Origin of the sequence: Mesorhizobium helmanticense (assembly GCF_003034915.1) — a bacterium.
Taxonomy (GTDB): Bacteria; Pseudomonadota; Alphaproteobacteria; order Rhizobiales; family Rhizobiaceae; genus Mesorhizobium; species Mesorhizobium helmanticense.
On sequence record NZ_PZJX01000050.1, the window covers coordinates 137,626 to 161,711 of the forward strand.

A 24,086-nucleotide genomic window follows, 5' to 3' on the forward strand; every position below is an offset into this window, starting at 1 on the left:
GATCGCTTTGCTTGCAGGATCGCCGTGAGGTGCGGTGCGCCATTCAAGCGCATTGGCCGCGTGCAACTGGCCCTACACGTCGCCGTCACAAACGGCTAGTTTGCCCAAATGAATCAGCACGCCAAGCTCAGGATCGGCCATTCCGCCTGTCCGCATGATTGCCCGTCGACCTGCGCGCTTGAGGTCGAATTGCTCGATGCGAGACGCATCGGCCGCGTCCATGGCGCCAAGGCCAACAGCTACACATCAGGCGTCATCTGCGCCAAGGTCGCCCGCTATGCCGACCGTATCCACCACCCCGACCGGCTGCTGAAGCCGCTGGTGCGGGCCGGCGCCAAAGGCGACGGGACGTGGAAGGACGCGAGCTGGGAGGCGGCGCTCGACCTTGTCGCCGAAAAGTTCATTGCGGCGGAAGCAAGATACGGCTCGGAGACGGTCTGGCCCTACTTCTATGCCGGCACTATGGGGCTGGTGCAGCGCGACGGCATCGAACGGTTGCGCCATGCGAAGAAATATTCCGGCTTCTTCAGCTCGATCTGCACCAATCTGGCCTGGACCGGCTGGATGATGGGGGCAGGCGCCCTGCGCGGTCCCGACCCGCGCGAGATGGGCAAATCCGATTGCGTAGTGATCTGGGGCACCAATGCCGTGGTCACCCAGGTCAACGTCATGACCCACGCCATCAAGGCGCGCAAGGAACGCGGCGTCAGGATCGTCGTCGTCGACGTCTACGAGAACGCGACGATGAAGCAGGCCGACCTCGGCCTGGTGCTGAAGCCCGGCACCGACGGCGCGCTGGCCTGCGCGGTGATGCATGTGCTGTTCCGCGACGGTCTTGCCGACCGCGCGTATCTGGAAAAGTACACCGACGATCCGAAGGGACTGGAAGCGCATCTGCGGACAAAAACGCCGGAATGGGCGGCCGCGATCACCGGGCTTTCAGTCGCCGAGATCGAAGCCTTTGCCCGTCTGGTCGGTACGACCAAGAAGACCTATTTCCGCCTCGGCTACGGCTTTTCGCGCCAGCGCAACGGCCCGGTCAACATGCACGCCGCGGCCTCGATCGCGGCGGTCACCGGCTGCTGGCAGTATGAGGGCGGCGGCGCCTTCCATTCCAATTCCGGCATCTTCAAGCTCAACCAAGAGCTGCTGGAAGGCACGAAGATGCGCGATCCCTCAATCCGCCATCTCGACCATTCGCGCATCGGCCCGGTGCTGACTGGCGCAAGGGATGCGCTCTATGGCGGCCCGCCAGTGACAGCGCTGCTGATCCAGAACACCAATCCGGCCAATGTCGCGCCGGAACAGCGGCTGGTGAAGCAGGGCTTCCTGCGCGACGACCTTTTTACTTGCGTGCATGAGCAGTTCATGACCGACACGGCAAAGCTCGCCGATGTCGTGCTGCCGGCGACGATGTTCCTGGAGCATGATGACATCTACAAGGGCGGCGGCAACCAGCACATCACGCTGGGGCCGAAGCTGATCGATCCGCCGGAAGGGCCGCGCACCAATCATTTCGTCATCGAGGAACTCGGCAAGCGCCTCGGCGTCGCAGACCAGCCGGGCTTTGGCCTGACCGAAAAGCAGCACATCGACATCATCCTGGGCAAGCGCGGGCTGGGCAGTTTCGACAGTCTGAAGGAAGACAAGTGGGTCGACCTGCAGCCGGATTTCGAGGCCGCGCATTTCATCACCGGCTTCGGCCATGCCGACAAGAAGTTCCATTTCCGCGCCAACTGGACCGGGCAGGCGGCGCCCAATCGGCCGCCCAAAAGCATGGGCCTGTTCGGGCCGGTGGAACGGTTGCCGGAATTTCCCGATCATGTCGACCTGATCGAGGTCGCGGACGAGGCGCACCCGTTCCGGCTGACGACCTCGCCGGCCCGCAATTTCCTCAACTCGAGCTTTGCCGAGACGCCGGTGTCCAAAGCCAAGGAAAGGCGGCCGGAACTCCTGCTGCACCCGGACGACGCGGCAGCACTCGGGCTTGCCGATGGCGGCCGTGTCGAGGTCGGCAATCAGCGCGGCGAAGTGGTGCTGCACGCGAAATTCTTCGACGGCATCAAGCGCGGCGTGGTGGTGGCCGAAGGCATCTGGCCGAACAGTGCCCACGAGCGCGGCGAGGGCATCAACGTGCTGACCGGCGCCGACGCCCCGGCGCCCTATGGCGGCGCCGCCGTGCACGACAACAAGGTCTGGCTCCGGGCGCTTTGAGCGGGCTCGCCAACCACCAATCAGGGTCATCGTAGAGCTGCCATCTTCTTCGCCAAGGAGTACATCACGCGACTTTTCGCGAGACTGGCATCAAAACCGAACCGTTCGGTTCGATTTCTGTTGACGCATTGTGCAGTACGGTGTGAACGCTGGCTCAGCAAATCTGGGCGCTCGCGCACGGCGCGTTCGCCTAACCATATGATATCGCTTGGTAAGACTGTGGCGGAGGTAATCATCCTCCAGTTTTCAACCGCCGTATCAGAGGTTTTTCAGGCACAACTTCGTGACTGGAAATGACAGCACTGCCGACCCATCTCGAGGTGGTCCGAGCGACGCGAATTCCTCCCAAGGCACGCCACTAGACGGACAGAACATTAAGAGACTGGAATAATTGACATGACCAAGATCGCTCTTACCGCCGCCGCCATCCTCGTTGCCACCGGCAGCGCTTTCGCCGGCAGCGACCACTATGGTTCGGATAACGTCAATCAGCCGGCTGCCGCGGTTACCGCGCCTGCCAATGTCGACCGCACGACGACCGCTTCGATCCGCAAGCCCGCCGAGCATAACGTCGTCAAGTCGACGTCCGATGTCGTCCAGCCCGAATCCGGCCAGGGTATCTGGGGCCGCTAAGCGCGGACCCGATCGCCAACACGTAGAACCATCGAACGGTCAGCGGTTCTCAAAACCTCAAAGCGGCGGGCTTGTCCCGCCGCTCTGTTTTTGTGGGCCAGCTATCGGCGGGCGGAGCTTGAATCAGATCGGTTGCAGCCTGAGCCAGGTCCTTGTTCGGCATGAGCTTTTCAAATCGCGACCGGCCGGGCCGAACTCAGCCCAGCTCCTTCACCCGCAGGCAATGTGTCAGCCGGGCGCCGCCAAAAGCGAGACCGGCCCAGTTGCCGTCGACTTCGAAACGGGCAAGTGCCGCGGTTGGGAATTTCTCTTCGAGCTTTCTCGCCGCCCCGGCATCCGAACCGACGCCGGCAAGCCGCCGCGCGAACTCCTCCAGCCCGGGATTGTGGCCGACCACCAGAAGGGTGCCTGCGGCCGCATCCGCCTGCCGCACCTTGGCGAGGATATCGGCAGCCATGGCTTCATAGAGCGCCAGGACGAATTCGACCGGCGGTTTCGCCTTCCATTGCGCTGAAACCAGCCGCCATGTGTCACGGGTGCGCAGCGCTGGCGACACCAGCGCCAGGTCCGGCAACCAGCCGCGCTTGGCCAGCGCGCGTCCAACCAGCGGCGCCGCCTTCAGCCCGCGCCCGGTAAGCGGCCGCTCGAAATCGGCAAGTGCCGGGTCATCCCAACTCGACTTGGCATGGCGGAGGAGCAGAAGTTGCTTCGTTGTCGCCATGCCAGCCTCCTTCTGCTCAGGGTGTAATCCGCGCCAGATGTTCCAGGTCCGTCTCCTCGCGCAGCGGGTCGGGCGCCATCACCACCGACGTGCTATTGTCGGCATCGTCGGCGAAATGCGCAAGCACGGTGCGGCCGCCTTCCATGCGCGCCTTGCCCTCGGCGACCAGGCCTAACGCCAGCGGATAGAGCCGGTGTTCGGCCTTGAGCACGCGCGCTGCCAGCGTATCCTCATTGTCGCCCACCATCACTGGCACCGCCGCCTGGGCGATGATCGGGCCGTCGTCCATGTCCAGCGTGACGAAATGCACCGTGCAGCCATGGATGCGCATGCCGGCGCGCAGCGCCCGCGCATGCGTGTCCAGCCCCTTGAGGGCCGGCAGCAGGGCAGGGTGGATGTTGATCATCCGCCCCTGCCACTTCTCGACGAAGCGCGCGCCGAGGATGCGCATATAGCCCGCCAGCGCCACGATCTCGGCGCCGAAGGCGGCCAGCGCGGCGTCGATCGCGCCGTCATGCGCCTCCTTGCCGGCATAGTCGGATCGCGAAATCACCTTGGTGGGGATGCCGCGCGCCGCCGCGATGCCGAGGCCGGCCGCATTGGCCCGGTCGGAAATGACGCCGACGATCTCGGCCGGATAGGCGGGGTCGGTTGCCGCGGCGATCAGCGCCGTCATGTTGGAACCGCGTCCCGAAATCAGCACCACGGTGCGTTTGCGCGCGTTCATAGGTCGATCGAGCCTCGATAGATCACGCCGGCGTCGCGGCGCGGTACGATGCGGCCGATCGGCGTTACCGTCTCGCCGGCCTCCTGCAACACGGCGGCGACCTGCGCCGTCTGGCCGGAGGCGACGACGAGGATCATGCCGACGCCGCAGTTGAAAGTGCGCATCATCTCTTCGGGCGCCACGCCGCCGGTCTTCGCCAGCCACGAGAACACCGGCGGTACCTCGATGACGTCGAGGTCGAGTTCGGCCGAAAAATCCTTCGGCAGGACGCGCGGGATGTTCTCGGGAAAGCCGCCGCCGGTGATGTGGGCCAGCGCCTTGATGCCATGCGTGTTGCGGATCGCCTTGAGGATCGACTTGACATAGATGCGGGTCGGCTCGAGCAGCGCCTCGGCCAATGTCGCCTCGTCGTTGAAGGGCGCCGGATCGCTCCATGAAAGGCCGCTGGTGGCAACGATGCGGCGGACCAGCGAAAAGCCGTTCGAATGCAGGCCCGACGAGGTGAGGCCGAGCAGCACGTCGCCCTCGACGATGTCGTCCGTGGGCAGAAGCTGGCCGCGTTCGGCAGCGCCCACGGCAAATCCGGCAAGGTCGTAGTCCTTGCCGTGATACATGCCGGGCATTTCCGCCGTCTCGCCGCCGATCAGCGCGCAGCCGGCCTGGCGACAGCCTTCGGCAATGCCGCCGACGATCGCAGCGCCTTGGTCGGGGTCGAGCTTGCCGGTGGCGAAATAGTCGAGGAAGAACAGCGGCTCGGCGCCCTGCACGACAATGTCGTTGACGCACATGGCGACGAGGTCGATGCCGATCGTGTCGTGCTTGCCGGCATCGATGGCGATCTTCAGCTTGGTGCCGACGCCGTCATTGGCGGCGACCAGCACCGGATCGGTGAAGCCGGCCGCCTTGAGGTCGAACAGGCCGCCGAAGCCGCCGATCTCGCCGTCGGCGCCTGGCCGGCGCGTCGCGCGCACCAGCGGCTTGATCTTCTCGACCATCAGATTGCCGGCATCGATATCGACGCCAGCCTCGGCATAGGTGAGCCCGTTCTTGCGCTTGTTCATGTCTGGCGCTTTGCTCATCTGTTGCGCTTGCCCATCGCTGTTCCCTGCGGGCTCTTCGCATGAACGGTTTTGCCCCGCAAGGCAAGCAGGCGATGCTGGTGTTTCAGTTGGAAACTGGCCGAACCGGGCTCGATACACTCCAGCAGTAGAAAGAAATGCCCGCCAGCGCGGCGGCGAGGGTACCGACGGTCGCCACCGATCTGATTTCTCCATCAAACGGCAGGGCTCCATACGAGAAACCAGCGACGATCAAGGTTGCCGCCGCCGTCCAGAGACCCGGGCTTGCGGCAACTGACCGCGCGAAAACGAAGGCCACGACAACGGCCGTCAACCAGAGGGGCCAAGACACCAGAAGGCCAGCGGCCAGCACAAGAACGAAACCGGTCAAATGGTCATTCAAGGCGGCGTAGCGCTGGGGAGTTGCGAATGATGCGAAAAGTGCGAAAGTCAGCAGACTTTCGATCACTCCGGCCAGATAGCAGAGCGTGACACGCAGGATGATGGTGATTCTCTGTGCCATCCTCATCTTCGATTTGTTCTCCCATGCCGGATTGCTGCGACCAAACAATGCCCGAGCACCACCACCGGAAAATACCTACTTTTCCTGTCTAGGCAAAACCATGGACAGCTTGCCTTTCGCCCTTGGTTCTTGCGCCCACCCGTCATCTCCATCATGTATCAGCCAATAAAAGCGACGGGACATCGCCTTGACCATCCCCAACCTGATCACGATCATGCGCTTGGTGCTGGTGCCGGCCGTGGTGCTGGCGATGCTCAACATGCGCTGGGACTGGGCCTTTGCCGGCTTTCTCGTCGCCGGCATTTCCGACGGCGTCGACGGCTTCATCGCCCGCCATTTCAACCAGCAGTCGCAGCTCGGCGCCTATCTCGACCCGATGGCCGACAAATTGCTCCTGGTCTCGGTGTTCGTCGTCATGGGCTTCATCGGCGAGCTGCCGCTGTGGCTGGTGGTGACGATGGTGTCGCGCGATGCGTTGATCGTCTGCGCCGTGCTGTTGTCCACCGTCATGGCCCATCCGGTCGAGATGAAACCGCTGTTCGTGTCCAAGGCCAACACCGCCATCCAGATCGCGCTGGCCGCCGTGGTGCTGGGCGAACTCGCCTTTGGCATTCGCCTCGACCCGCTGAGGCCGGCGCTCATAATCCTGTCCGGGGTCTTGACCGTGGCTTCGGCCGCGGCCTATCTCGTGGCTTGGCTGAGGCATATGAGCGGCTATGGCGAAGGCTCCACACCGGGCAACTGAAGACGAAGCCGCCGCGGCGGCGGTGGTCGACTATGCTGCGTCCGTGGCATTGCGCCGGCAGATATTCTTCTGGCTGGCGACGGCCGTGCTGCTGGCGCTGTTCCTCTATGTCTTCAGCGCCATCCTGTTGCCGTTCGTCGCCGGCATGGTGCTGGCATATTTCCTGGATCCCGTCGCCGACCGGCTGCAGCGGCTCGGCCTGTCGCGCCTCATGGCGACGGTGGTCATCCTCATTGGCTTCATCGTCGTCCTGGTGCTGGCCTTCGTCATCCTGGTTCCGGTGCTGGCCTCGCAGATGGCCGATTTCGCTAGCAAACTGCCGGAATATCTGACGCGATTGCAGGCGCTGATCACCAGCTTCGACCCGCAATGGCTGGAACAGAAATTCGGCGTCGACGCCAATGGCCTGCGCGACGGGCTGAATTCACTGCTCACCTCCGGTTTCGGCCTGCTGACAACGGTGTTCACCTCGATCTGGAGTTCCGGCGTGGCGCTGGTGTCGATCGTCAGCCTGTTCGTGGTCACGCCTGTCGTCGCTTTCTACATGCTGCTCGACTGGGACCGCATGGTGGCGATCGTCGACAGCTGGGTGCCGCGTGACTATGTCAAGACCGTCAGGGCGATCGCCAACGACATCAACACCGCCACCGCCGGTTTCGTGCGCGGCCAGGGCACGCTCTGCCTGGTTCTGGGCGCCATGTACGCCACCGGCTTGACGCTGACCGGACTGAACTTCGCCATCCTCATCGGCCTGTTCGCCGGGCTGATCTCCTTCATCCCCTATGTCGGCTCGCTGACCGGGCTGGTGCTGGCCGTCGGCGTCGCCTTCGTCCAGTTCTGGCCCGACTGGACCATGGTCGCGGCGGTGGCCGGCGTGTTCTTCGTCGGTCAGTTCATCGAGGGCAACATCCTGCAGCCGCGGCTGGTCGGCAAAAGCGTCGGCCTGCATCCGGTGTGGCTGATGTTTGCGCTGTTTGCCTTCGGTGCGCTGTTCGGCTTCGTCGGCCTGCTGATCGCGGTGCCGGCTTCGGCGGCGGTCGCGGTTCTGGTGCGCTTTGCGATCGCCCGCTATCTCGAATCGCCGCTCTACAAGGGGCACGGCGCCGAGCCGGCTCCGCCGCTGCCGCCCAGCCGCCGCAGGGGGACGCCGCGCGGCTGAGAGGGATGAGCGACAACAAGATCGATCCGCCACGCCAGTTGCCGCTCGATCTCGGCCACGGCACCGGCTATTCGCGCGATGATCTCGTCGTCTCCGGCACCAACAGCCAGGCGGTTGCGCTGGTTGACCGCTGGCCGGACTGGCCCTCGCCGGTGGTGGTGCTGGCGGGACCGGCCGGCTCGGGCAAGACGCATCTGGCCTCGATCTGGCAGGCCCATGCCGGCGCGGTGGCGGTCGATGCCGGCCGCATCGGCGGTTGCATCGCCGAGCTCGGCGCCCGCCCGGCCTTGATCGACGATGTCGACGCCGGCCCGGTCGATGAAGAAGGGCTGTTCCATCTGATCAATACGGTGCGCGGCGCCCACTCGACCCTCTTGTTGACCGCGCGGCGCTTCCCATCCGCCTGGGGTGTTCGGCTGCCCGATCTGGCCTCGCGGCTGAAGGCGGCGGCGACGATCGAGATCCACGAACCCGACGACCTGCTTCTCGCGGGCGTCATCACCAAGCTGTTCGCCGACCGTCAGATCGAGGTCGAGCCGCATGTCGTGCAATATCTGGTGCGCCGCATCGAGCGCTCGCTGGCGACCGCCATGCGGGTCGTCGAGCGGCTCGACCGCACCGCGCTCGAACGCAAGACGCCGATCACCCGCGCCCTCGCCGCCGAGACCGTCAGCGCCATGGATGAAGGGCAGGGCGCGTTCGATATCTAGGGGTAGGAAAAAATCGCTTCTTCCCTTGAAGGCGAGGGAAAAGGGGGCACAGCCGCTGTCCCATTTCGGGAAACAATAGCTGGCATCCATCTTGCAACGCCCAGCTTGCCGGCTAATCCCGGTCCTGATGCGTATCAATCAGGTAGTAGGCTCGCCGGGAGTGTAGGCGGTTGGGGTTCTCGCCCGGCGAGCTCGCTTACAGACAGTTTTGATTTAAGGGGGGAGATTGGATGGTCGGAGTGGAGAGATTCGAACTCCCGACCCTCTGGTCCCAAACCAGATGCGCTACCAGGCTGCGCTACACTCCGAACGGTCTGTTGCCTAGTGATTTCGGCTCGGCAACGCAAGTGCAAAAACCTTGCCGCCGCCCCCATTGCGCAGTAATGACGGGCCAGAGGTAGCGACGCTGCCTTGCACAGCAACGAGGTGGCCATGTCCGCGCGCATTTTCAGCCCAGCCAAAACCGCGATGCAATCCGGCAAGGCCAAGACCGGCCACTGGGTGCTCGAATTCGATCCCGAGATGCGCAAGAAGATCGATCCGCTGATGGGCTATACCACCTCGGGCGACATGCGCAGCCAGATCAGGCTCACCTTCGACACCAGGGAAGAAGCGGTCGCCTATGCGCAGAAGGAGGGCCTCGCCTACCGCGTCGAGGAGCCCAAGGAAACCAAGCGCCGCCAGATTTCCTATGCGGAGAATTTCCGCTATGACCGCAGGACGCCCTGGACGCATTGACCGGCAACGCCGGGAGGTGATTCCAGCGCATAGTTTCAGCCGGCCCCCAGGTCGGCCCAGCGGTCCCGTAGCTCAGCTGGATAGAGCACCGGCCTTCTAAGCCGATGGTCACAGGTTCGAATCCTGTCGGGATCGCCACTCATCTTTCTGCACTTAATCATTTCAATGCCTTACGAGCGTGTTTGTCCAACCTTGTCTTGCGGTTGGGAAAATTGTGTTCACGGTCTGACCTATCCGGCATCGAGTCGACGGCCTGGTCGGCGAGCTTCATTTGGTCAGCGGCGCGCGTGTAGCGGCCGACTTCCTGCAGAGTTGCATGGCCAGTAAGAGCCTGAATTTGGTTTGTGCTTCGCCCAGCATCCGCCACCCGCTTGGCGGCCGATTTGCGCAAACCGTGGGCTGAGCGTCCCTTAAGACCAGCAGTATCGCACCACTCGCGGAACAGATTTCCGAACCCGGCCGGCGAGAATGGCGCACCGTTTTCGGTCACAAGGAAGGTCAGGTTCGTTCGCTCCGTGTGGGCAAGGGCGTCCGCAAGCGCCTTATGGATTTTCAGTTCCAGCCTAGCGCCGGTCTTCGATTGGCGGACAGCAATGCGGTTTGCGACAACATGTTGCCACCCCATCCGTACGACGTCGCCGCGGCGCTGGCCGGTGTAGAGCAGCAGTGCCATAGCCAGGCGGGCGCGGGTCCCAATCGGATGCGCCTTCTCATAGGCGGCGATGTCGGCTTCAGACCACGTCGCAAACCCTTTCGTGGCGACCTTGAAGCCTTTTATACCGCGTGCCGGATTGCGCTCGATCAGTTCGATGTCCATCGCAAAGTCGAGCAGCAGCCGCAGCGCCTTCAGCAGGTTGTTCGCAGCGTGCGGCGTTGACGCCATACCGCCGATGATTGCCTTGACGTGCTTGCGCTCGATCAGGCGGACAGGATCCGCGCCGGCCTTGCGGACGAAGCGATCTATGATGCCGCGACGCACGGCCTTTGTGGAATCGCGCAGACCAATGAATTCGGGCGATTGGTAGTAGGAGAGGGCGAGGGCGGCGAGGCTGCCCGGCTTGTGGCGCGAAGCCCCTATATGCTGGCTTGCCGCCTTCACACCGGCGAGAGCGGCCTGGTACTCCTGCCAGAATTCCTCCGTGTCGAGCGGCGCATGCAGATATGTCGAATAGAGGCCCTTGCGGAAGCGCAGACGCGTCTTTCCATGCCGGTCTGGCGCCGGGCTGACATGCAAGGGCAGGCCGTGTCTATTCCGCCTTGCCATCGCTCAGAAACCTATCCCATGGGTTCGCGTGAACCGATTCAGCTTTTTCCTCAACGGTGATGACGCGCACGCCGTTCTTCGTGGTCACGTAGGAAAAAACGGTGAGGCCAGCGGCTTGAGCCGCTTTCAGCGCCCGAGTTATCTCAGCCAGGGTGACCGACGGAGAGCGGGGCATTTTCTAGCTATCGCTCTGCGATCGCAGCGACGTCGAATAATTCCGACGTAGCCACAACAAGATCGTCGTCGCTAGTTGCCTCGGCGAGCGGTCTTTCCAAAAGGATGCGCTTGCCTACCGACCTTAGATGGTCCGCTCCGATGACGAACCGATTGCCCGCCGAGATCGAATCGATAGAGCGAAATAGCCTATCGCTGTCTTCCTCTGACAAATGCTGGAGTTCATCGGAACTGCTAAACAGAAATCGGACGTTCGTTAGAGACCGACGATCGAACGTCATCCACGCTGCCTGCCCATCCTCCTGCAATTCGAAACTTCTGATTTTAAAGCCGGCCGTTTCATAGCCCTTGTTCATAGCAACAACCATAAACGATGCCAGCAAGCGCGCCTCCCCACGAAAGGCCTCTGACAATCCTGGATGATCGGGATGCCTGATCAGCCTACAATTGGAAAATAGTGACTGTGCGACGTCTAATGCATCTGCCGGTCGCCGAGAAACAAGAGTGAGAAAATGGAACATGCCTTCGGCAATTTCCATGTGCGGTGCAGATTGCCCTCTCGGGCCAGTTGAGATCTTAAGCCGCTGATCTTCCGACGTGCGGGATATGTCCCGAAGGGGCCGGCAGCGCTGGTCGATCTCACTCAACGGCCGGCCGGTGATCGAAGCAAGATACTGCTGGAGTTCTCGGGAACGCATGTTCGAAAATCCTTTCGGCAAATTTTCCCGAAATCTATCTCTGCCGAGCGAACTCCGTCAATAGCAAATCTTACCAATTAACTGTTTCAGTGCTATTACTCGTGAAACATTTGCCGTCCCCAGACCGGAAAATTTACCGGTCTGGGGCATTAACTCGCATAAGTATCAGCCGGTTACACTGCCTGTTCCCCGTGGAACAAGCGCTCGCTTCGCCTTTCGGGCGGCTGCCCTCAGTTTTCGTTCTTTCTCTCGCCTCCGATAAACTCGACGCCAAGCCGCATCGATCATCTTGTTGAACTCGATGCGGAGCCGGGCCGCGACTTCCGGTGGCAAAAGAGCTAATCGCTCCTCGATACTCATGCTCGCGGCAATAGAAGCAGCAGCAGCGGGAGCGGCCACAGGTGCAGCACGAGTTACCGGCAGCGCCAGCGCCGGCAGGGCTGGCAATGCCATTGCGGCTGGAACCGCGGCGAAATATCCGAGCAAGACCCGGCGAGACATGTTTGCGGCGCTCATCATTTCTGCACCACCAAACAAAACCCGACTTGGTGGTAGACCTGAATTCGCCATTCGCCACCGTGTAGCGCCTGCATCGATTTGGCCAGTGCAGCTGCATCCGCATTGATCCGGCGCGCCTCGTCGAGAGCCGCATCGATTCCCGTGTGGAGTTGCGCGAGCGCGCGGCTGTTTGTGTCGCTCATGACCGCACCTTCACCAGATCGAGGACGATTCTTTTGAAACGGGGATCGGTTCTGCCGTAGTGAGTGGCGCGGACGTCGGTCCCCCTCGCATCGCTGCAAAACCAGATGTTCCACGTCTCGTCGGGTCCGATGTGCTCATTCATCAGGGCATTGAGCTCGAGGATGCGCTGTTCGACCAGCGCCAGGCCAACGGCAGCTTTCTCCGGTCTGGAATAAGCAGCGAACGCGCCGGCCGGCAGCGCCAGGGTGGCCGGCAATGCCGTGAACGCGCCTAGGATCGAACGGCGTGAGAAACGGTGATCGGTCTTCTGAGGTGTCATGGTCTTTTGCTCACTGGATATGGGCTATCACGGCCCGCATGGCGATCGGCGCCAAAGCCGGGGGGTGATAACCTGCCAGTGAGACAGGCCGGTGGCTTTTAACCGCGAGGTCTGGACAGCACCACCGCCCCCGGCCTATAGAAGGCCGTTCGCGGCAGCCGCCAAGCTGCGCGTCATCCCGCAAGCGGGATTAACGACTTATAAGATCGCGCCAACGATTTTAGGTCGTCACTGGTCCGGGTTATCACGCCCACGGACACGATGCTCTCATTCGGTTAACAATTCAAGACGCCCTCGCGGGGGCGAAGCTTTTGAAACTGCTCTTTGCGATGCTCGATGAACCTTGGTTGTATCTCTTATGATCTCAATCACGCGATCGACTGGGACGAGTACGGCTATGCCAGAACTCATTAAGTCGAGGAAATGATCGCGCCGATTCGGCCTCGTCCGTTCGCGAAAAAAGATCCTCGCTCAGGCCGAGAGGGTGTCAGCGGACCTCCAAGGCATTCGGATCACCTCGCGGCCTGGTCTTTTAGTTTGCGCCATTCACCGACGGTCTTCCAAAGCCTTTCTCTTCGGTTCTCCACACCCACTCCCATAATCATGCCTTTGCCGTTCGGAACAAGTGAAATCCCATTTTCATGCATAGATAGGGACATTCGCGCAAACGCCAGGTTTTCCACATCGTTGTTGGTTGAGACAAAACGAATTTTCTTTTCCGTGATCTTGATTTCCTTCGACTTAAACCAGAGAGAGCCCGTAAGTTTCATTGGAATCAACTTAGCGTTAAGCGAAAGGTTTACAGACCCCTTCTTCTGCCTGATCGTAAGAATCTGCCAGTCGGCTACGATATCCCATGCAAAAGGATTGCCAGAAACCCACTCATTTTCATCAATTTGGCAGAGAAGAGGACCGTCTTCGGAGTACAGCTTAAGGGAGAGGCCTACGGCGCCCTCAGCGATGGACAATCCGATTACCTGCTCTTCATCAATGCTGAGGATTGGACCATTGTTCACCACCAACACCGAGCCTAACTCGATTGCGGGATAGTCCTGTTTTACGGCCAGCAAGCCCCTTGCTAGTCTTCGCTGAATGTTGAAGGGACTGGCTTGGTCTCGGCGCTGCTCACTTAATGGGTACGCACCTTTAGTAGCCATGTCATGATGCGTAGGACAAAGAGCCATCATGTCGTCTGGCCGGAAATGCTCCTCAACTGACCATTCTATGATGTGGTGATACTGAAGGATCGGAAGACCACACAAACAGCATCCGAAGCCGGCTCTCTGCCGGAGTATCCGTTTGACGCCATCGGGCGTCGGCGGTCGCGCCTCGTCTTGATCACTCATGATGTTGCCCCCCCCTAGTCTCCAGCCTATTCGATTGTCGAGCCAATGGACAAAATTTTGGAGACAATAGCTTAATCGGGCGCAGCCTGCGATCTCGTTGAACGATTAGTCGCGGACGATCCGATTGGAAATGCAGTCGGCGGTTATCTAGGTCAGCTGAGCGAAGCCGCCGATCAATCCACTAACTTACATTAGCTCTCACGAAGAAAGGAAGCCTTGCGGCCCTGAGGAAATGACACTCATTCTGCTCGCCAACGGGAAATACCACAGCATTATAGCCAGCGACCGTCGACTGACCGCCAACGGGCGTTTGGTCGATAGCGCAGCAAACAAGGCAATAGTTCTGCAGGCCCCGGGTTACCGCCTATTGTTCGGCTTTACAGGCCTGGCTGAGGCGGGGCGATACAAGACCCGCAAGGTTCTTACTGATGCAATCTCCAGCCTTGCGCCCACATGCCCGACCATCGAGGCCCTGATAAGGGGCTTGCGAGATGTCTTTGACAACGAATTCAGGAACGCACCAGTAAGGAACATCCGCGAAGCATTGCGTTCTTTGGCAATCGGCTTCGTTGGGGCCGTGATTTCCGGGCAACAAAGTAAAGCCGTTTACGGCTCGATCATGAATATCGATCATTTCGGAGAATCCAAAGCGGTAGGCAGTTTCAAGATGCAAGGGCACATCACCGGTCGAGGTCTCGGGGTGTTGGGTGCAAGGTCGGCTGTTAGCGAGGCAGACGAGCAGGAAATTCTTGCACTAATCGACAGAGACGCCCCCCACGGGGTAATCGCTGGGAAAATGGCCGACCGGATCAGAGTGGCAGCTGCCAAGCCTCAAGCCTCGGGTACCGTCGGAGACATGATCAGCTGGGCAGCGATCAATCGCAGGACGTTAGCTGTTGAGTTTGGGCAGTACCCTCAAAGCACCCTAGAGTCTTCTTCCCCGACGTTCATATTCGTGGATATGTGGGGAGAGGTTTCAACGGTTGAAGGGATAAGCGTGATCGGTCCGGAAGCGAAATACAAGCTGCCGTTTTTCGAGCGGGGGCAACCTTGCCCTTGTGGCGGAGGGGCGCAATACAGGCGCTGCCACGGTAGGAAGTTTGAGCGCCATGGCGGTGTGCCTTCGCCAATTACAACCGGCGATGATCCGTTGATTTATCCGCCAGGATACGAAAGTTGGGGACAACAGACCGCATAAGCAAGCTGATTGCCCTACGCGAGGATCCCAAGCCCGTTCTTTCCGAAGCTTGCGTACTCCGCCCACTTGCGCAACTCTGCTGTCGAGAGGGTCTGCTATGGGGCTGTTTGATTGGCTATTCGGCCGCGCGGAGAAACCCGTCACGGAGTCGGAAATCTGGACACCATCAGAGAATGGCAACCCGATGATCGTATCGGGAACAACGCGGATCACCGTATTCCCTCAGGATCGCGGCTGGAAATACTGCATTGCTGAGATCGACGACCGTCGCGAGCCGATTTTCTCTGAGGTCTATGGTTCGGAGCGCGCCGCCAAGGATGAGGCCTTGGCGCACGTTCGCGGCGGACCGCCGCAACACCATCCACTTTCGGCGCAAACTGATGAGAACCGAAGGAAGCGATGGGAAGCGCACGTCAACGATCGAGAGCGGCTGATCGCTGAAATCAAAGCGCACCTCTCTTCGAATCCGGATCTCGGGATTTCTGCGCTTCGGAGACCTGAAGCCAAGATTGCAAGCCACCTGAAGCAACTCAATTGGCAGGACGCTGAACTGCACCGAGCAGGGGTATCCGACCGCACGATCGCTATGACACGCGGACAGGTCCTTGCCTTATCGGATTTGCAGCTCGAAGTCGGCTCGCGGATTGCGGCAAGACAGGCTGCGCGGATGTCGAAACAACCAAAAATCTAACGGCACCAGGCGTGTTGGTGGCGGCGGGGGAAAGCCATGGAAGATAGTGATGCTGACGCCTACGAACCGATGCCTATTGAGGTCATTGGAATAGATGTTCCGGAGGATGGCGACATCGCCTCGATATGGGTTGTCGACAAATCTGGCAAGAAAATCGCGCTTCAAATCGGCTTTCAAGACGCTGGCAAGATGCTGCTCAACGCCTCTCGCGCTTTCCAGATGCTTGGCTACCGCTCGAGTGGCGGCCATCTGCCGGTGATCCCTGCGGAGCGGGTTGAGGTGACGTCTGATCAGGACCGGAAGACGTTGGCTCTCCACATAGGATTCGGCCAGACAGGGATTGTGGGTTTTTCGCTTTCAGCCAATCAAGCTTCAGAGGCGGCGAGAAAAATACAAAATGCCGCAAGCCGGCTCGGTCGACGTAAACCGCGTCCGCATTGATCATCACCTTCCGGGTTCTCCTCGATCGTCGCGCACCGCCACGGGCGCTTTCCGCGCCAGATGATCGGCGAAGCACCCGCTATATTCCTTCATTCCGATATGGCGGAACCTGAGTTTTGTGTCCGCGTAAATCTGGCCACCTAAGTCCAACCAGCGAAGGCAGAACGAATAATCCTCGCCGAAAAGGCGGCGTGTCCCATCCGGCATTTCGCGCATCTGCGGATTGAAGAGCCCGACGAAATTATCTGGATCGGCGCCTGTCTTGTAAGCGTCCGCCTCGCGATAGGCGGCTGCCATTTGCTCCGCGGCGGACCTCGTCACTCGCATGAAACCGGCCGGGATCGCCGCGACCTCAAGCAATCCGTTACTGTCAGGCAGTCGGCTCTCGTCGAGCCGGCCGTAGGGAAATTGGCCAACGACATCGTCGGCTTTAAACGGGCCGCGCGACGGTTGAACGAAGCGGTCATCTTCAGCCCTGGTTGCGATAGTCGCGAACGATACGGGTCGAAATGCCGTCGGCGGTGATCGACGTCAGCTGAGCGAAGCCGCCGATCGACGGATGAACACGCTGGGCGTCGACCAGGCGAGGCATTTCCGCCAATGGGTCATCAGCGCCAAACACCTCGTCGAACAGGCTCTGTGAGACCGGCGGCGTGGCGAGGACCTGCGGAATATCAAAGACCTCCCAGGGCTCCCCCAGGCCGTTCTTGCCGTGGTTGGACACCATGTACGCGGCCGGTCCTTTCGATCCGATACCAGCCACGACGACATCGAACTCGGCCGCCAGCGTCTCCACCTGCCAAGGCTCGCCTTGCTGCCCGCATATCCACTGTAAGCGAGAGAGTTCGCCAACTAGATCGTCGAAGTCGGACGTTCCCTCGGCGCAAAGCATCAGTGACATCAGGCCCAGGAGCCGGGCTGGTCCGCGCGTTGCCACCGCGGCGGTGAGATGTGGGAGGGGCATCACCTTGGCCACCGTTCCAAATGCGAGGCCTGCACCTACGCGGCCGTCCGTGAGAAGGTGCACGGAATCGGCAAGCTTCAGAATATTGATTGCCGTCATATTTTCACCTGGACGCCTGGCACCACTGCTGTCGTGGCAATCGCGGACGCGATACCTGCGGCGACATTGAGCGCCGCACCTCCGAAGAGGCCAAGGCCGCCACTGCCAAGGATGGCGGTGAAGATTGGCGTGAAGATCGGGTCGGCCTTGTGCTGATCGCGCAAGGCTTCGACGCGGCGCCGGTACTGCGGGTCGACGTCGCATTGCCGGCGCATCTCCTCCATCCAAGGCGTGTCCAGCAGTCCCGAGCTCGCCGACGGCGCCTTGGGATGCAGGGCCTCGGAAAGCGCTTCCTCAAGCGGCGTCTGAAGGCGGAATGGCGGTTTTTTGATCATTAGCGTTTCTACCTTTATCTTTCCGATGGCCGACGGCTCGGGTCACAGAACTGCGCTGGTCGAAGGCCGATGATATTCACCATACGGCCCCGAATAGACCGCGTAGAGCACCGCCTCGAGTTCTCGCAGTGGCACGTCATAGCGCAGGGCTTCGATGCGCTTGATCTCGGCGTCGATCTCCCTTGAGACTACGGCAAAGCCTGCAATCGCGAGCATGCGCTCGGCACGTTGCAGGTCATCGGCGGCGCGATCGGATCGCCTGGCGGTCATTGGCCACTCCGGATCCTGATCAGGTCGAGTTCTCGGGCGCGGTGGCGCGCGGCTGCACTCTTACCAGATTGGCCGCTGCTATCCTCGATCAACGCCTCGGCGTTCGCCGGCACGGTGACAATGGAAAATTCCAGAAGCTCCTGCTCGATGAAATCAATGCCGTACTTTCGGCCGGGCTCTGTAGCGAAGGCGTATTTGAGGGGCATAAATCCGACGGATGTCGCCCGAACGAATCGTTCGTCGACAAGCTTTCGAACGCTGCCAGCCAAAGGGCTTGCATCGGCGGGAGCAAACTTCATCGTTGCCTTCAGCGCGCCGGCTTCGATCCAGACTTTCGTGGCACGGCCGACCGGAACCAGTCCTTGGTTGTGCTGCCAAAGCACCACTGGGTTCCTGCGGTAAGCCTCCAGCTTCCAACCCGACACGGCGATCGTGTCGCCCATTCTGTCGACCGCCGCCGTCGAAATGATAAACGTGTAGGTTTGTCCATCGCTCTCTTGCACGGCCCGCACCGCGGTCGGCGCCGCTGCCCGCGTTGCTACCGCGACGGCAACATCGCTTGGGCAGTCGTCGAAGCCTATATGGGCAGCAATGCGCGCCGTATCCTCGGCCCGCCAAGCGACACGGTTTTCGGAGCCCTGAAGGCGACGCCGAAGCATCTCGACGCGATGTTCTGTGGCAGCGCTGAGCATCACTCGCCAATCAGGCCGACGATCGGGCCGGCGGTCGTTGCGTCGCCGAGATCGTGCACGTTGATGTCCATGCGCTCGGTGCCCTTGAAGGCGACCTGGTCCTCGACGAATTTGTATTCGGAGGACACTGCGACAGTGACCTGGCGGCGGTCGCCGAGTGTCGCGGCCAGCGACAAATCGCCGAAGCACAGCATAACCTGGCCGGAAAGATCGGTGGCGACCTGCGGAAGGACCTGCGTGAGCTCCACCGGAAATCCCATGAAGGTCAGCATGTTTCGTCCGTCGACGTTCTGAACGACGATACCGCCGGCGGAGGCAGCCAGACGGCACAAGGTCAGAGCGAAGCCGAGGTTGGATACAAACCAGCGCGCGCCGGGCATCGCGTAGGCAGGCAGCTTCGATATCAAAGTCGTCAGGTCCGTGATGTCGATTTCGGCGAAGGTATCGTGTCCGGCTGCGGCGATGGAGGCGCTGCCGGCCTGCGATGCATTGAGCAGGCGCGGACAGATGCCGGTGATCCCGCCATAGGTCGACGTGCCATCGCCGTTAAAGCCAGCCGTGTCTTCGGCAAGGGCCAGCGCCTGGGCAAACTCGGCCAAGAACCATTCGCCGAGGTCGATCGCGGCGTCCTCGTCGATCTCGCTCGATGCGCGGCTCAGTGCCGCCAGCTTCTTCGCCACCATGGCGATGCCGTCGAGCGCGCCGGTAGATTCGGCAGGTGCCTGGCCCTGGTCGACGAAGTAGGCAATAACGCCGCCAGTGCGGCGGGGTACATTGGCCAGGTCGGAACGCATCGGCGCGACGTGGCCAGCGCGGCGGAAAACACCATAGACCTCCCGAAGCGCGATCAGCTCGGGAAGAAACTCTATCGGTACCAGCACGCCGCCAGCCGTGTTCGTCGTCTCGCTCGCGGCGCGACTTAGGATTAGGCCTTCCCGTTGGCAAAACGCTTTCGCGTCTGCATAGCCGAGCAGGCCGCGGACCCATTGGCCGCAGCGGAACGCCTTGGCCTCGCTGCGGAATGCCCGCATCGGTGCTGTGCGTACAAGGTTGATCGCGTTCATGGCTGGACCTCTCCGGGCGTGACGATGCCGCTCTTCACGGCCTGTTCGATGAAGGTTTTCGCCTCGCCGAGGAACGGCCGGCCGAGGTTGATGTTGGCAAGCGGGCCAAGCGCCGACACGCCTGCGAAGGTTTTCAGAAATTCGTCGGCTCTGGCGTTGAGGTCGCGAAGCGCGACGAGCGCTTTGACGCGTTCGACATTGAGCTGATCCCACTCGCGACGGCGACGCGTGAATTCGGCGGTGAAGTTTTCGATCTGCTCGGCCTGTTGCTGCTGCGCTGCCAGGCTGAGCGCGATGTCGAGCGCCGCCAGCTCTTGCCGCGCGCTGAGAAGGTCGGGCTCTGCAGCGCCAGGTGCCTTCTCGCCGGTCAGAAGCTCGCGAGCCCTGACGGTGGCCAGGGCAGCGGATCCTGGCTGAGCCATGCCCCGGCTTTCGAGGAGGAGAATCCTTTTCATCAATGCGGCGCGCTGCGCTTTCAGCGCCTCGATCTTCGCGTCGAGCGAGGTTCGTTTCAGGGCGGCACGATCGGAGTGCTGTTCGGGTTTTGCCATGGTGCTCGGAAGCCGGAGAATTTTCATAGGCGTAAGGTTCCCATCGTTGTTGGGTATTTCAAACCGATTTTCTTACCCAGCTAAGTCAAGGATTTTGCGGATAGATTCGGCGCTGGGCACTCGGCCGCCGTTGCTGACCAAGAGCTGAAAGAACATGCCAGAGCGCCCGCTCGGCGGCTGGGCGGAGCGCTGATCGGCCCGGAACTGGCGGGCGGCATAGAGAGCAAGCTCACGGCTGATCTGACGGGCGAATGCACGCGTACCGGCGTCAGGTTCATCGATCGCGGATAGAGCCTGCAAGGCAGAGAGACGCGCGCGCCGCCGCAGGACAGAACCCCATCCTGGCGCCAACCCGAGCCCCATTTCGATTGTGGCGCCGGTCGCTATCGCTGCATCGATCGCCTTGACCAGGATGGCGGCGTCTTCTGGTGCCAGGGGCGATCCTGCGGTCAGGCGAGCGCGGATACGCTGGATGCGCTGCAGCGGCCCGGGTCTGATCACTGGTTCTGGCCTTTGGCGCCAGCGGCCTTGTGACGGCGCCGGGCGCGTTCTTCGCGGCATCGTTGGCCACAAACCGTCGGTACTGCGCGCCCGCCGGCCTGAATGTGCGCATACATGGCCCCGCAGACCGCGCACTTTCGGGTGACGACACGCTTTGAGGCGCGATGGAAGAAACCGCGCGCAGTGCGTGCGCCATCAGTCATCGAAATCGGTCTCGGCCTTTGGCATGGCGCGCCCGTCGCGGCCGATCCCGAAGCGCTCGAGCTCGCCTGCGGCGGCCCGTGCCCTCAGGTCCGCGAGCTCCTGCCTGGCTGCGGCGTTGTAGACGTTTGAGTATCGGCGCCGGCCCTCCAATCGGCACGCCTCGCTGCATCTCGTCGATGGCTTCCGGCGCCCAGCCTGCACCGCCTGGAAGTCATTGCCGCAGACGGCGCAGGTGACCGTAACCAGTCGCCGCTCGACCGTGCAAATTAAATGGTCCCCGGAGCCCGGCCGCGTAAGCTGGCTCTGCCTTTTCATCAATCTTTTCAGTGTCTTATCGATAACCATGTCTGGCTCCTTGGCCACACTCCCCAAAATCCGGCGAGAAGAAAAAAAACCTCTGAGTGGCCCCCAAGCGGTTAGGGACCCCCGTTCGCCGTAGAGATTTGACCCGCCCCCCCGTCCTCTTCGCCTCCGATGGTCGCGGATGCGTTGAACAGTTCGGGGTAGAGATGGGGGTTGGCGCGCTGAAACCGCGTTGGCCGCTTCACTGCCGGCCTGGCTGGCGTCGATGCTGCCGGCCTCGGCTGGATAGGCTTGGGCCGCTCGGGCAGCGCCTTCCACATCTTCTCGGCGAGATACCTGTTGAAGCCGCAGATCAGTTTTCGTCCGGCCGATCGGTTGACGGCGATGAACCTTTCGATCTCGCTGCCGGCCTCAATGCGTTCATCGGGCGAAAGCTTGTTCCATGCTTCTCGTGCTGCCTTCGGACTGTCGACAACAGGCCAACGTTTCAGTGCTTGATCGAAGTCATCCATCGCGCGCTCTCTCTCAACTGATGAATCTTCTGACGAGTCGGGGCGCATGGGTGCGCCCCGTGGGGGCGCATGGGTGCGCCCCGTCGGCTGACTGATAGGGGGCGCATCGGTGCGCCCCGTCTGGCCTGTGCCAGGGGGTGCATGGGTGCGCCCCGTCTCACTGGTTTTGCGGGTCGCGCCAATGCGACCCGTCTCGACCTTATTTCGGCGTCGTTCATACGCCTTTTCGAACTCTGGCAGCCTGGAGAATGTGTCCAGCCTGGCCACGTTCATTTCGTAGTGTCTGGTCATTCCGGGGGCGCCGCCGTTCTTGTTTCCGACGACGCGAATCCACCAATCGCCCGCTGCTTCATCATCGTCGGTGGCGGCCATGAGCTTGCGCAGAACCCGTTTTGCCTGCGATCGGCTGACGCGCATGGCCTCGGCGAGCAAGTCAATCGACGGAAAGAGGCTATCGCCATCGTCATTGCACCAACTGGCCATGACCAGCATGCAGGTAAATTCGCTGCCGGAAACCGGCGCGCGCTGCATCACCTTGGTCATCACGTCGATGCTCACGAGCGCCGCCCAGCTGCCTTGCGGGAAGACTTTCGCGGCTCGCGAGCGGACGGACCTACAGGTTCGCCATCGCCCGTCACCTCAGCCTCATAGCCCCAATGATCCCAGCCCTGGCGCGGCGAACGGCAGAACATTTCCAGCCTCGGCGTGCCCGGCCACAGCCGCTCGATCTGCTCGGCGAAGAAATCCGGCTTGGCGCTGTGCCCGCCGACGGGATGCGCGGTCAGCTTCTGCGGTTGCGTGCCGGGCAGCGGCGCCGGAAAATCGCCGCGCGTGCCGATCAGCAGCAGCTCCAGATTGTCGAAGGACCAGTAGCCGGTGCCGAGCTGCCGGCCGGGATACTGCTTCTCCCAGCCCCAGAAACTCTTGAACTCGAAACCCCATGCCCGTATGCAGGCCAGGCCGTTGGCGAGGTCGGTCACCCACAGGAACAGCGCCGCGTTCTTGGCTGCCGGGCAGCCGAGGTCGAGGATCGCCGGCAGGTCCATCGTCGGATAGTGGTTTTCGGCGCTCTTCTCGCGGCCGGTCACTTCCGAATGGACAAGGAATTTCCATGGCGGATCGGCATAGATGATCGGAAAGGTCGGGCCTTCGGCGCCATCCTTCCACCAGATCGGCGCAGTAGCCTGGCCGCGCTCGGCGACGATATCCAGATGCGCGACGCGCACGCTGTGCGCGAGCTTCTGCTTTTCGGCGCGGATGATCTTCGCGCCCTTCATGTATTCGCCGACGTTCGGCTGGTCCGGCACGAAGGCGGTCTTGATCGCCTTGCTCGCCGGTTGGCGAACGCCATCCTTCCCCTCGACCTCTTCGTGGTGCGGAATTTCCGCACCAGCGACCAGCTTTCGACGCACCGCCGAAACCGTTTTGTCATCGACGCCAAGCATGGCGGCGATCGCCCGCGACGATATCGACGGCGTATCGCGCAGCTGGTCGCCGATGACGGCTCGCTTTTGTGCCGAGGTCAGGTGCCGGCGGGCGAAGTTCAGCTCGCGCGACAGCGTCCGCTTCTCGACCTCGGACAGCCCCTTGCGCACGAAGCGCGGCCAGTCGACCAGCCCGAGGCTTTCGCAGATCTCGACACGGTGATGCCCGTCGATGATCTCGCCGGCTTCGTCATACTCGACCGGCACCAGCACGCCATGCGCGATGATCGAGCGTTCGAGCGACTGGAATTCTTCCGGCGAAAGGCGCGGCAGGAGCTGGTATTTCATCACACCATCCCGAGCGCGGGGTGATCCGGGAATCATTTGCTTTCCCCGATTCGCTCCGCCGAACGCGCCTCGCGCAGCACGGCGATGGCCTGCAATGGCGTCAGACCAAACTGGGCCCGAAGCGCAGGGATGATTGGATGCTCGCAGGTGGCAGAGTTCGCTCGATACCAGGCTGCCGCGATCTCAATTGCGGCGCTCGACTGATGGCAGAGACCGGTGGTTCCGCCGATCGGAAGGTTGGGAAGACGCGAAAATTCAGTTGTGTTTTCAATGGGCCGTTTTTGCCCGTTGGGAAAACTAAGCTCTTGAGCTAATTGGACTGTGGTGCTTCTGTCGGGATCGCCAATCTTTTCAATGGCTTATGTGGACCTGCACGAACGCGGCGCTTTTGCGGGACGCCACATTCAGGTCAAGAGCTTCGACAATTTCGCTGATGCTTCAGCTTACGCGCGGCCCATGGCAGCCAATCAGCGGCCCTAGCCGGTTTGCTTTGTGAAGTCGTGGCGGCGCGCGCGAACATGTGCGAGCAAATTCGCTTCGTTGACGACGCCATGCTGAAAGAGGCTCAGTATGGTCGAAGCCAGAACATGCTTGTCGATCGATGTGCTGTACCATTTTGCATCGGCGGTTACTTGATCGGCCACCCGTTGGCAGAGTGCCCTGTCTTCGGCGTCAAGAAATTGACTTGGTGCTGGCATCACGACCGTTGGCAGGGCGAGAGCAGCGGTCCGGTGCCCGCTCCGGTGCGGACAGATGTC

General features: G+C 61.5%; 30 protein-coding genes and 2 tRNA genes. 10 read left to right on the forward strand and 22 right to left on the reverse strand.

Translation table 11 applies throughout. From position 1 onward, the window contains the following. The first annotated feature begins 108 nt into the window (after window positions 1–108). Window positions 109–2,214 (forward strand): molybdopterin-containing oxidoreductase family protein, encoded by a 2,106-nt coding sequence (locus C9427_RS27070; protein WP_107652115.1) that lies wholly within the window; start codon window positions 109–111, stop codon window positions 2,212–2,214. 396 nt (window positions 2,215–2,610) lie between these two features. Then, on the forward strand, window positions 2,611–2,847 hold the full coding sequence (locus C9427_RS27075; RefSeq protein WP_107652116.1) for a DUF680 domain-containing protein: 237 nt from the start codon (window positions 2,611–2,613) through the stop codon (window positions 2,845–2,847). A gap of 196 nt (window positions 2,848–3,043) precedes the next feature. On the opposite strand, the gene C9427_RS27080 is transcribed toward C9427_RS27075, so the two are convergent. The 4 genes from C9427_RS27080 to C9427_RS27095 form a co-directional block, all read right to left on the reverse strand. After that, entirely contained in the window at window positions 3,044–3,568 is a 525-nt protein-coding gene (locus C9427_RS27080; protein ID WP_107652117.1) for a SixA phosphatase family protein, read from the reverse strand. Between the two features lie 16 nt (window positions 3,569–3,584). Next, entirely contained in the window at window positions 3,585–4,295 is a 711-nt protein-coding gene (purN, locus tag C9427_RS27085) for a phosphoribosylglycinamide formyltransferase (protein ID WP_107652118.1), read from the reverse strand. Next, complete coding sequence (gene purM, locus C9427_RS27090) at window positions 4,292–5,374, reverse strand: phosphoribosylformylglycinamidine cyclo-ligase (RefSeq protein WP_107652119.1); 1,083 nt, start codon at window positions 5,372–5,374, stop codon at window positions 4,292–4,294. Before purM ends, purN begins: the two co-directional genes overlap by 4 nt. A gap of 85 nt (window positions 5,375–5,459) precedes the next feature. Further along, a complete protein-coding gene (locus C9427_RS27095) occupies window positions 5,460–5,876 on the reverse strand; it encodes a hypothetical protein (RefSeq protein WP_146172600.1) in 417 nt (138 codons plus the stop codon). A 187-nt stretch (window positions 5,877–6,063) separates the two neighbouring features. Here C9427_RS27095 and C9427_RS27100 point away from each other — a divergent pair, with 187 nt between their 5' ends. From C9427_RS27100 to hdaA, 3 genes are read left to right on the forward strand one after another with little or no spacing between them, the layout of a single operon-like run. After that, window positions 6,064–6,621, forward strand: a complete 558-nt coding sequence (locus C9427_RS27100) for a CDP-alcohol phosphatidyltransferase family protein (RefSeq protein ID WP_107652121.1) — start codon at window positions 6,064–6,066, stop codon at window positions 6,619–6,621. Further along, the gene (locus C9427_RS27105) at window positions 6,593–7,780 is read left to right on the forward strand and encodes an AI-2E family transporter (protein ID WP_107652122.1); all 1,188 of its coding nucleotides are present in this window, start codon (window positions 6,593–6,595) and stop codon (window positions 7,778–7,780) included. Before C9427_RS27100 ends, C9427_RS27105 begins: the two co-directional genes overlap by 29 nt. A gap of 5 nt (window positions 7,781–7,785) precedes the next feature. Beyond that, complete coding sequence (gene hdaA, locus C9427_RS27110; RefSeq protein ID WP_107652123.1) at window positions 7,786–8,490, forward strand: DnaA regulatory inactivator HdaA; 705 nt, start codon at window positions 7,786–7,788, stop codon at window positions 8,488–8,490. Between the two features lie 231 nt (window positions 8,491–8,721). Here the strand turns inward: hdaA and C9427_RS27115 are convergent. After that, window positions 8,722–8,798, reverse strand: a tRNA-Pro gene (locus C9427_RS27115). 124 nt (window positions 8,799–8,922) lie between these two features. Between C9427_RS27115 and C9427_RS27120 the strand changes: the two genes are divergently transcribed. Together C9427_RS27120 and C9427_RS27125 are read left to right on the forward strand one after the other, a co-directional pair. Continuing rightward, window positions 8,923–9,228 carry an ETC complex I subunit gene (locus C9427_RS27120; RefSeq protein WP_097575469.1) on the forward strand — a complete coding sequence of 102 codons (306 nt, stop codon included), beginning with the start codon at window positions 8,923–8,925 and terminating at the stop codon, window positions 9,226–9,228. A gap of 61 nt (window positions 9,229–9,289) precedes the next feature. Continuing rightward, window positions 9,290–9,366, forward strand: a tRNA-Arg gene (locus tag C9427_RS27125). A gap of 19 nt (window positions 9,367–9,385) precedes the next feature. On the opposite strand, the gene C9427_RS27130 is transcribed toward C9427_RS27125, so the two are convergent. The 6 genes from C9427_RS27130 to C9427_RS27160 all read right to left on the reverse strand — a co-directional run bounded on the left by C9427_RS27130 (window position 9,386) and on the right by C9427_RS27160 (window position 13,731). After that, the gene (locus C9427_RS27130) at window positions 9,386–10,462 is read right to left on the reverse strand and encodes a site-specific integrase (protein ID WP_245437184.1); all 1,077 of its coding nucleotides are present in this window, start codon (window positions 10,460–10,462) and stop codon (window positions 9,386–9,388) included. A 212-nt stretch (window positions 10,463–10,674) separates the two neighbouring features. After that, a complete protein-coding gene (locus C9427_RS27140) occupies window positions 10,675–11,364 on the reverse strand; it encodes a hypothetical protein (protein WP_107652126.1) in 690 nt (229 codons plus the stop codon). A 165-nt stretch (window positions 11,365–11,529) separates the two neighbouring features. Continuing rightward, complete coding sequence (locus C9427_RS27145) at window positions 11,530–11,883, reverse strand: hypothetical protein (protein WP_107652127.1); 354 nt, start codon at window positions 11,881–11,883, stop codon at window positions 11,530–11,532. Next, window positions 11,880–12,065 carry a hypothetical protein gene (locus tag C9427_RS27150; RefSeq protein WP_107652128.1) on the reverse strand — a complete coding sequence of 62 codons (186 nt, stop codon included), beginning with the start codon at window positions 12,063–12,065 and terminating at the stop codon, window positions 11,880–11,882. Before C9427_RS27150 ends, C9427_RS27145 begins: the two co-directional genes overlap by 4 nt. Then, entirely contained in the window at window positions 12,062–12,385 is a 324-nt protein-coding gene (locus tag C9427_RS27155) for a hypothetical protein (RefSeq protein WP_107652129.1), read from the reverse strand. The genes C9427_RS27150 and C9427_RS27155 overlap by 4 nt, the downstream gene beginning before the upstream one ends. Window positions 12,386–12,897: 512 nt before the next feature. Continuing rightward, window positions 12,898–13,731, reverse strand: a complete 834-nt coding sequence (locus C9427_RS27160; protein WP_146172601.1) for an HNH endonuclease signature motif containing protein — start codon at window positions 13,729–13,731, stop codon at window positions 12,898–12,900. Window positions 13,732–13,963: 232 nt separating this feature from the next. Here C9427_RS27160 and C9427_RS27165 point away from each other — a divergent pair, with 232 nt between their 5' ends. The 3 genes from C9427_RS27165 (at window position 13,964) to C9427_RS27175 (ending at window position 16,061) form a co-directional block, all read left to right on the forward strand. Next, window positions 13,964–14,929 (forward strand): YecA family protein, encoded by a 966-nt coding sequence (locus tag C9427_RS27165; protein ID WP_107652131.1) that lies wholly within the window; start codon window positions 13,964–13,966, stop codon window positions 14,927–14,929. 97 nt (window positions 14,930–15,026) lie between these two features. Beyond that, window positions 15,027–15,620: a hypothetical protein gene (locus tag C9427_RS27170; protein ID WP_107652132.1), complete on the forward strand. Its 594-nt coding sequence runs from the start codon at window positions 15,027–15,029 to the stop codon at window positions 15,618–15,620. Window positions 15,621–15,656: 36 nt separating this feature from the next. After that, window positions 15,657–16,061, forward strand: a complete 405-nt coding sequence (locus C9427_RS27175) for a hypothetical protein (protein ID WP_107652133.1) — start codon at window positions 15,657–15,659, stop codon at window positions 16,059–16,061. 3 nt (window positions 16,062–16,064) lie between these two features. Here the strand turns inward: C9427_RS27175 and C9427_RS27180 are convergent, their stop codons facing one another. The 11 genes from C9427_RS27180 to C9427_RS27230 form a co-directional block, all read right to left on the reverse strand. Next, window positions 16,065–16,358: a hypothetical protein gene (locus C9427_RS27180; RefSeq protein ID WP_107652134.1), complete on the reverse strand. Its 294-nt coding sequence runs from the start codon at window positions 16,356–16,358 to the stop codon at window positions 16,065–16,067. 172 nt (window positions 16,359–16,530) lie between these two features. Next, the gene (locus C9427_RS27185) at window positions 16,531–17,124 is read right to left on the reverse strand and encodes a hypothetical protein (protein ID WP_107652135.1); all 594 of its coding nucleotides are present in this window, start codon (window positions 17,122–17,124) and stop codon (window positions 16,531–16,533) included. Then, window positions 17,121–17,459, reverse strand: coding sequence for a hypothetical protein (locus C9427_RS27190; protein ID WP_107652136.1), 339 nt, complete (start codon window positions 17,457–17,459; stop codon window positions 17,121–17,123). Before C9427_RS27190 ends, C9427_RS27185 begins: the two co-directional genes overlap by 4 nt. Window positions 17,460–17,501: 42 nt before the next feature. Beyond that, entirely contained in the window at window positions 17,502–17,729 is a 228-nt protein-coding gene (locus C9427_RS27195; protein WP_107652137.1) for a hypothetical protein, read from the reverse strand. Beyond that, a complete protein-coding gene (locus tag C9427_RS34935; protein WP_107652138.1) occupies window positions 17,726–18,421 on the reverse strand; it encodes an HK97 family phage prohead protease in 696 nt (231 codons plus the stop codon). The genes C9427_RS27195 and C9427_RS34935 overlap by 4 nt, the downstream gene beginning before the upstream one ends. Then, window positions 18,421–19,485 (reverse strand): phage major capsid protein, encoded by a 1,065-nt coding sequence (locus C9427_RS27205; protein WP_107652139.1) that lies wholly within the window; start codon window positions 19,483–19,485, stop codon window positions 18,421–18,423. The genes C9427_RS34935 and C9427_RS27205 overlap by 1 nt, the downstream gene beginning before the upstream one ends. Then, window positions 19,482–20,036 carry a hypothetical protein gene (locus C9427_RS27210; RefSeq protein ID WP_107652140.1) on the reverse strand — a complete coding sequence of 185 codons (555 nt, stop codon included), beginning with the start codon at window positions 20,034–20,036 and terminating at the stop codon, window positions 19,482–19,484. The genes C9427_RS27205 and C9427_RS27210 overlap by 4 nt, the downstream gene beginning before the upstream one ends. Window positions 20,037–20,108: 72 nt before the next feature. Beyond that, window positions 20,109–20,537, reverse strand: a complete 429-nt coding sequence (locus tag C9427_RS27215; protein WP_107652141.1) for a hypothetical protein — start codon at window positions 20,535–20,537, stop codon at window positions 20,109–20,111. A 195-nt stretch (window positions 20,538–20,732) separates the two neighbouring features. Next, window positions 20,733–21,086: a hypothetical protein gene (locus C9427_RS27220; protein ID WP_107652142.1), complete on the reverse strand. Its 354-nt coding sequence runs from the start codon at window positions 21,084–21,086 to the stop codon at window positions 20,733–20,735. A gap of 71 nt (window positions 21,087–21,157) precedes the next feature. Then, window positions 21,158–22,114 carry a helix-turn-helix domain-containing protein gene (locus C9427_RS27225; protein ID WP_107652143.1) on the reverse strand — a complete coding sequence of 319 codons (957 nt, stop codon included), beginning with the start codon at window positions 22,112–22,114 and terminating at the stop codon, window positions 21,158–21,160. After that, window positions 22,111–23,328, reverse strand: coding sequence for an MT-A70 family methyltransferase (locus tag C9427_RS27230; protein ID WP_107652144.1), 1,218 nt, complete (start codon window positions 23,326–23,328; stop codon window positions 22,111–22,113). The genes C9427_RS27225 and C9427_RS27230 overlap by 4 nt, the downstream gene beginning before the upstream one ends. Window positions 23,329–24,086: the final 758 nt, after the last annotated feature.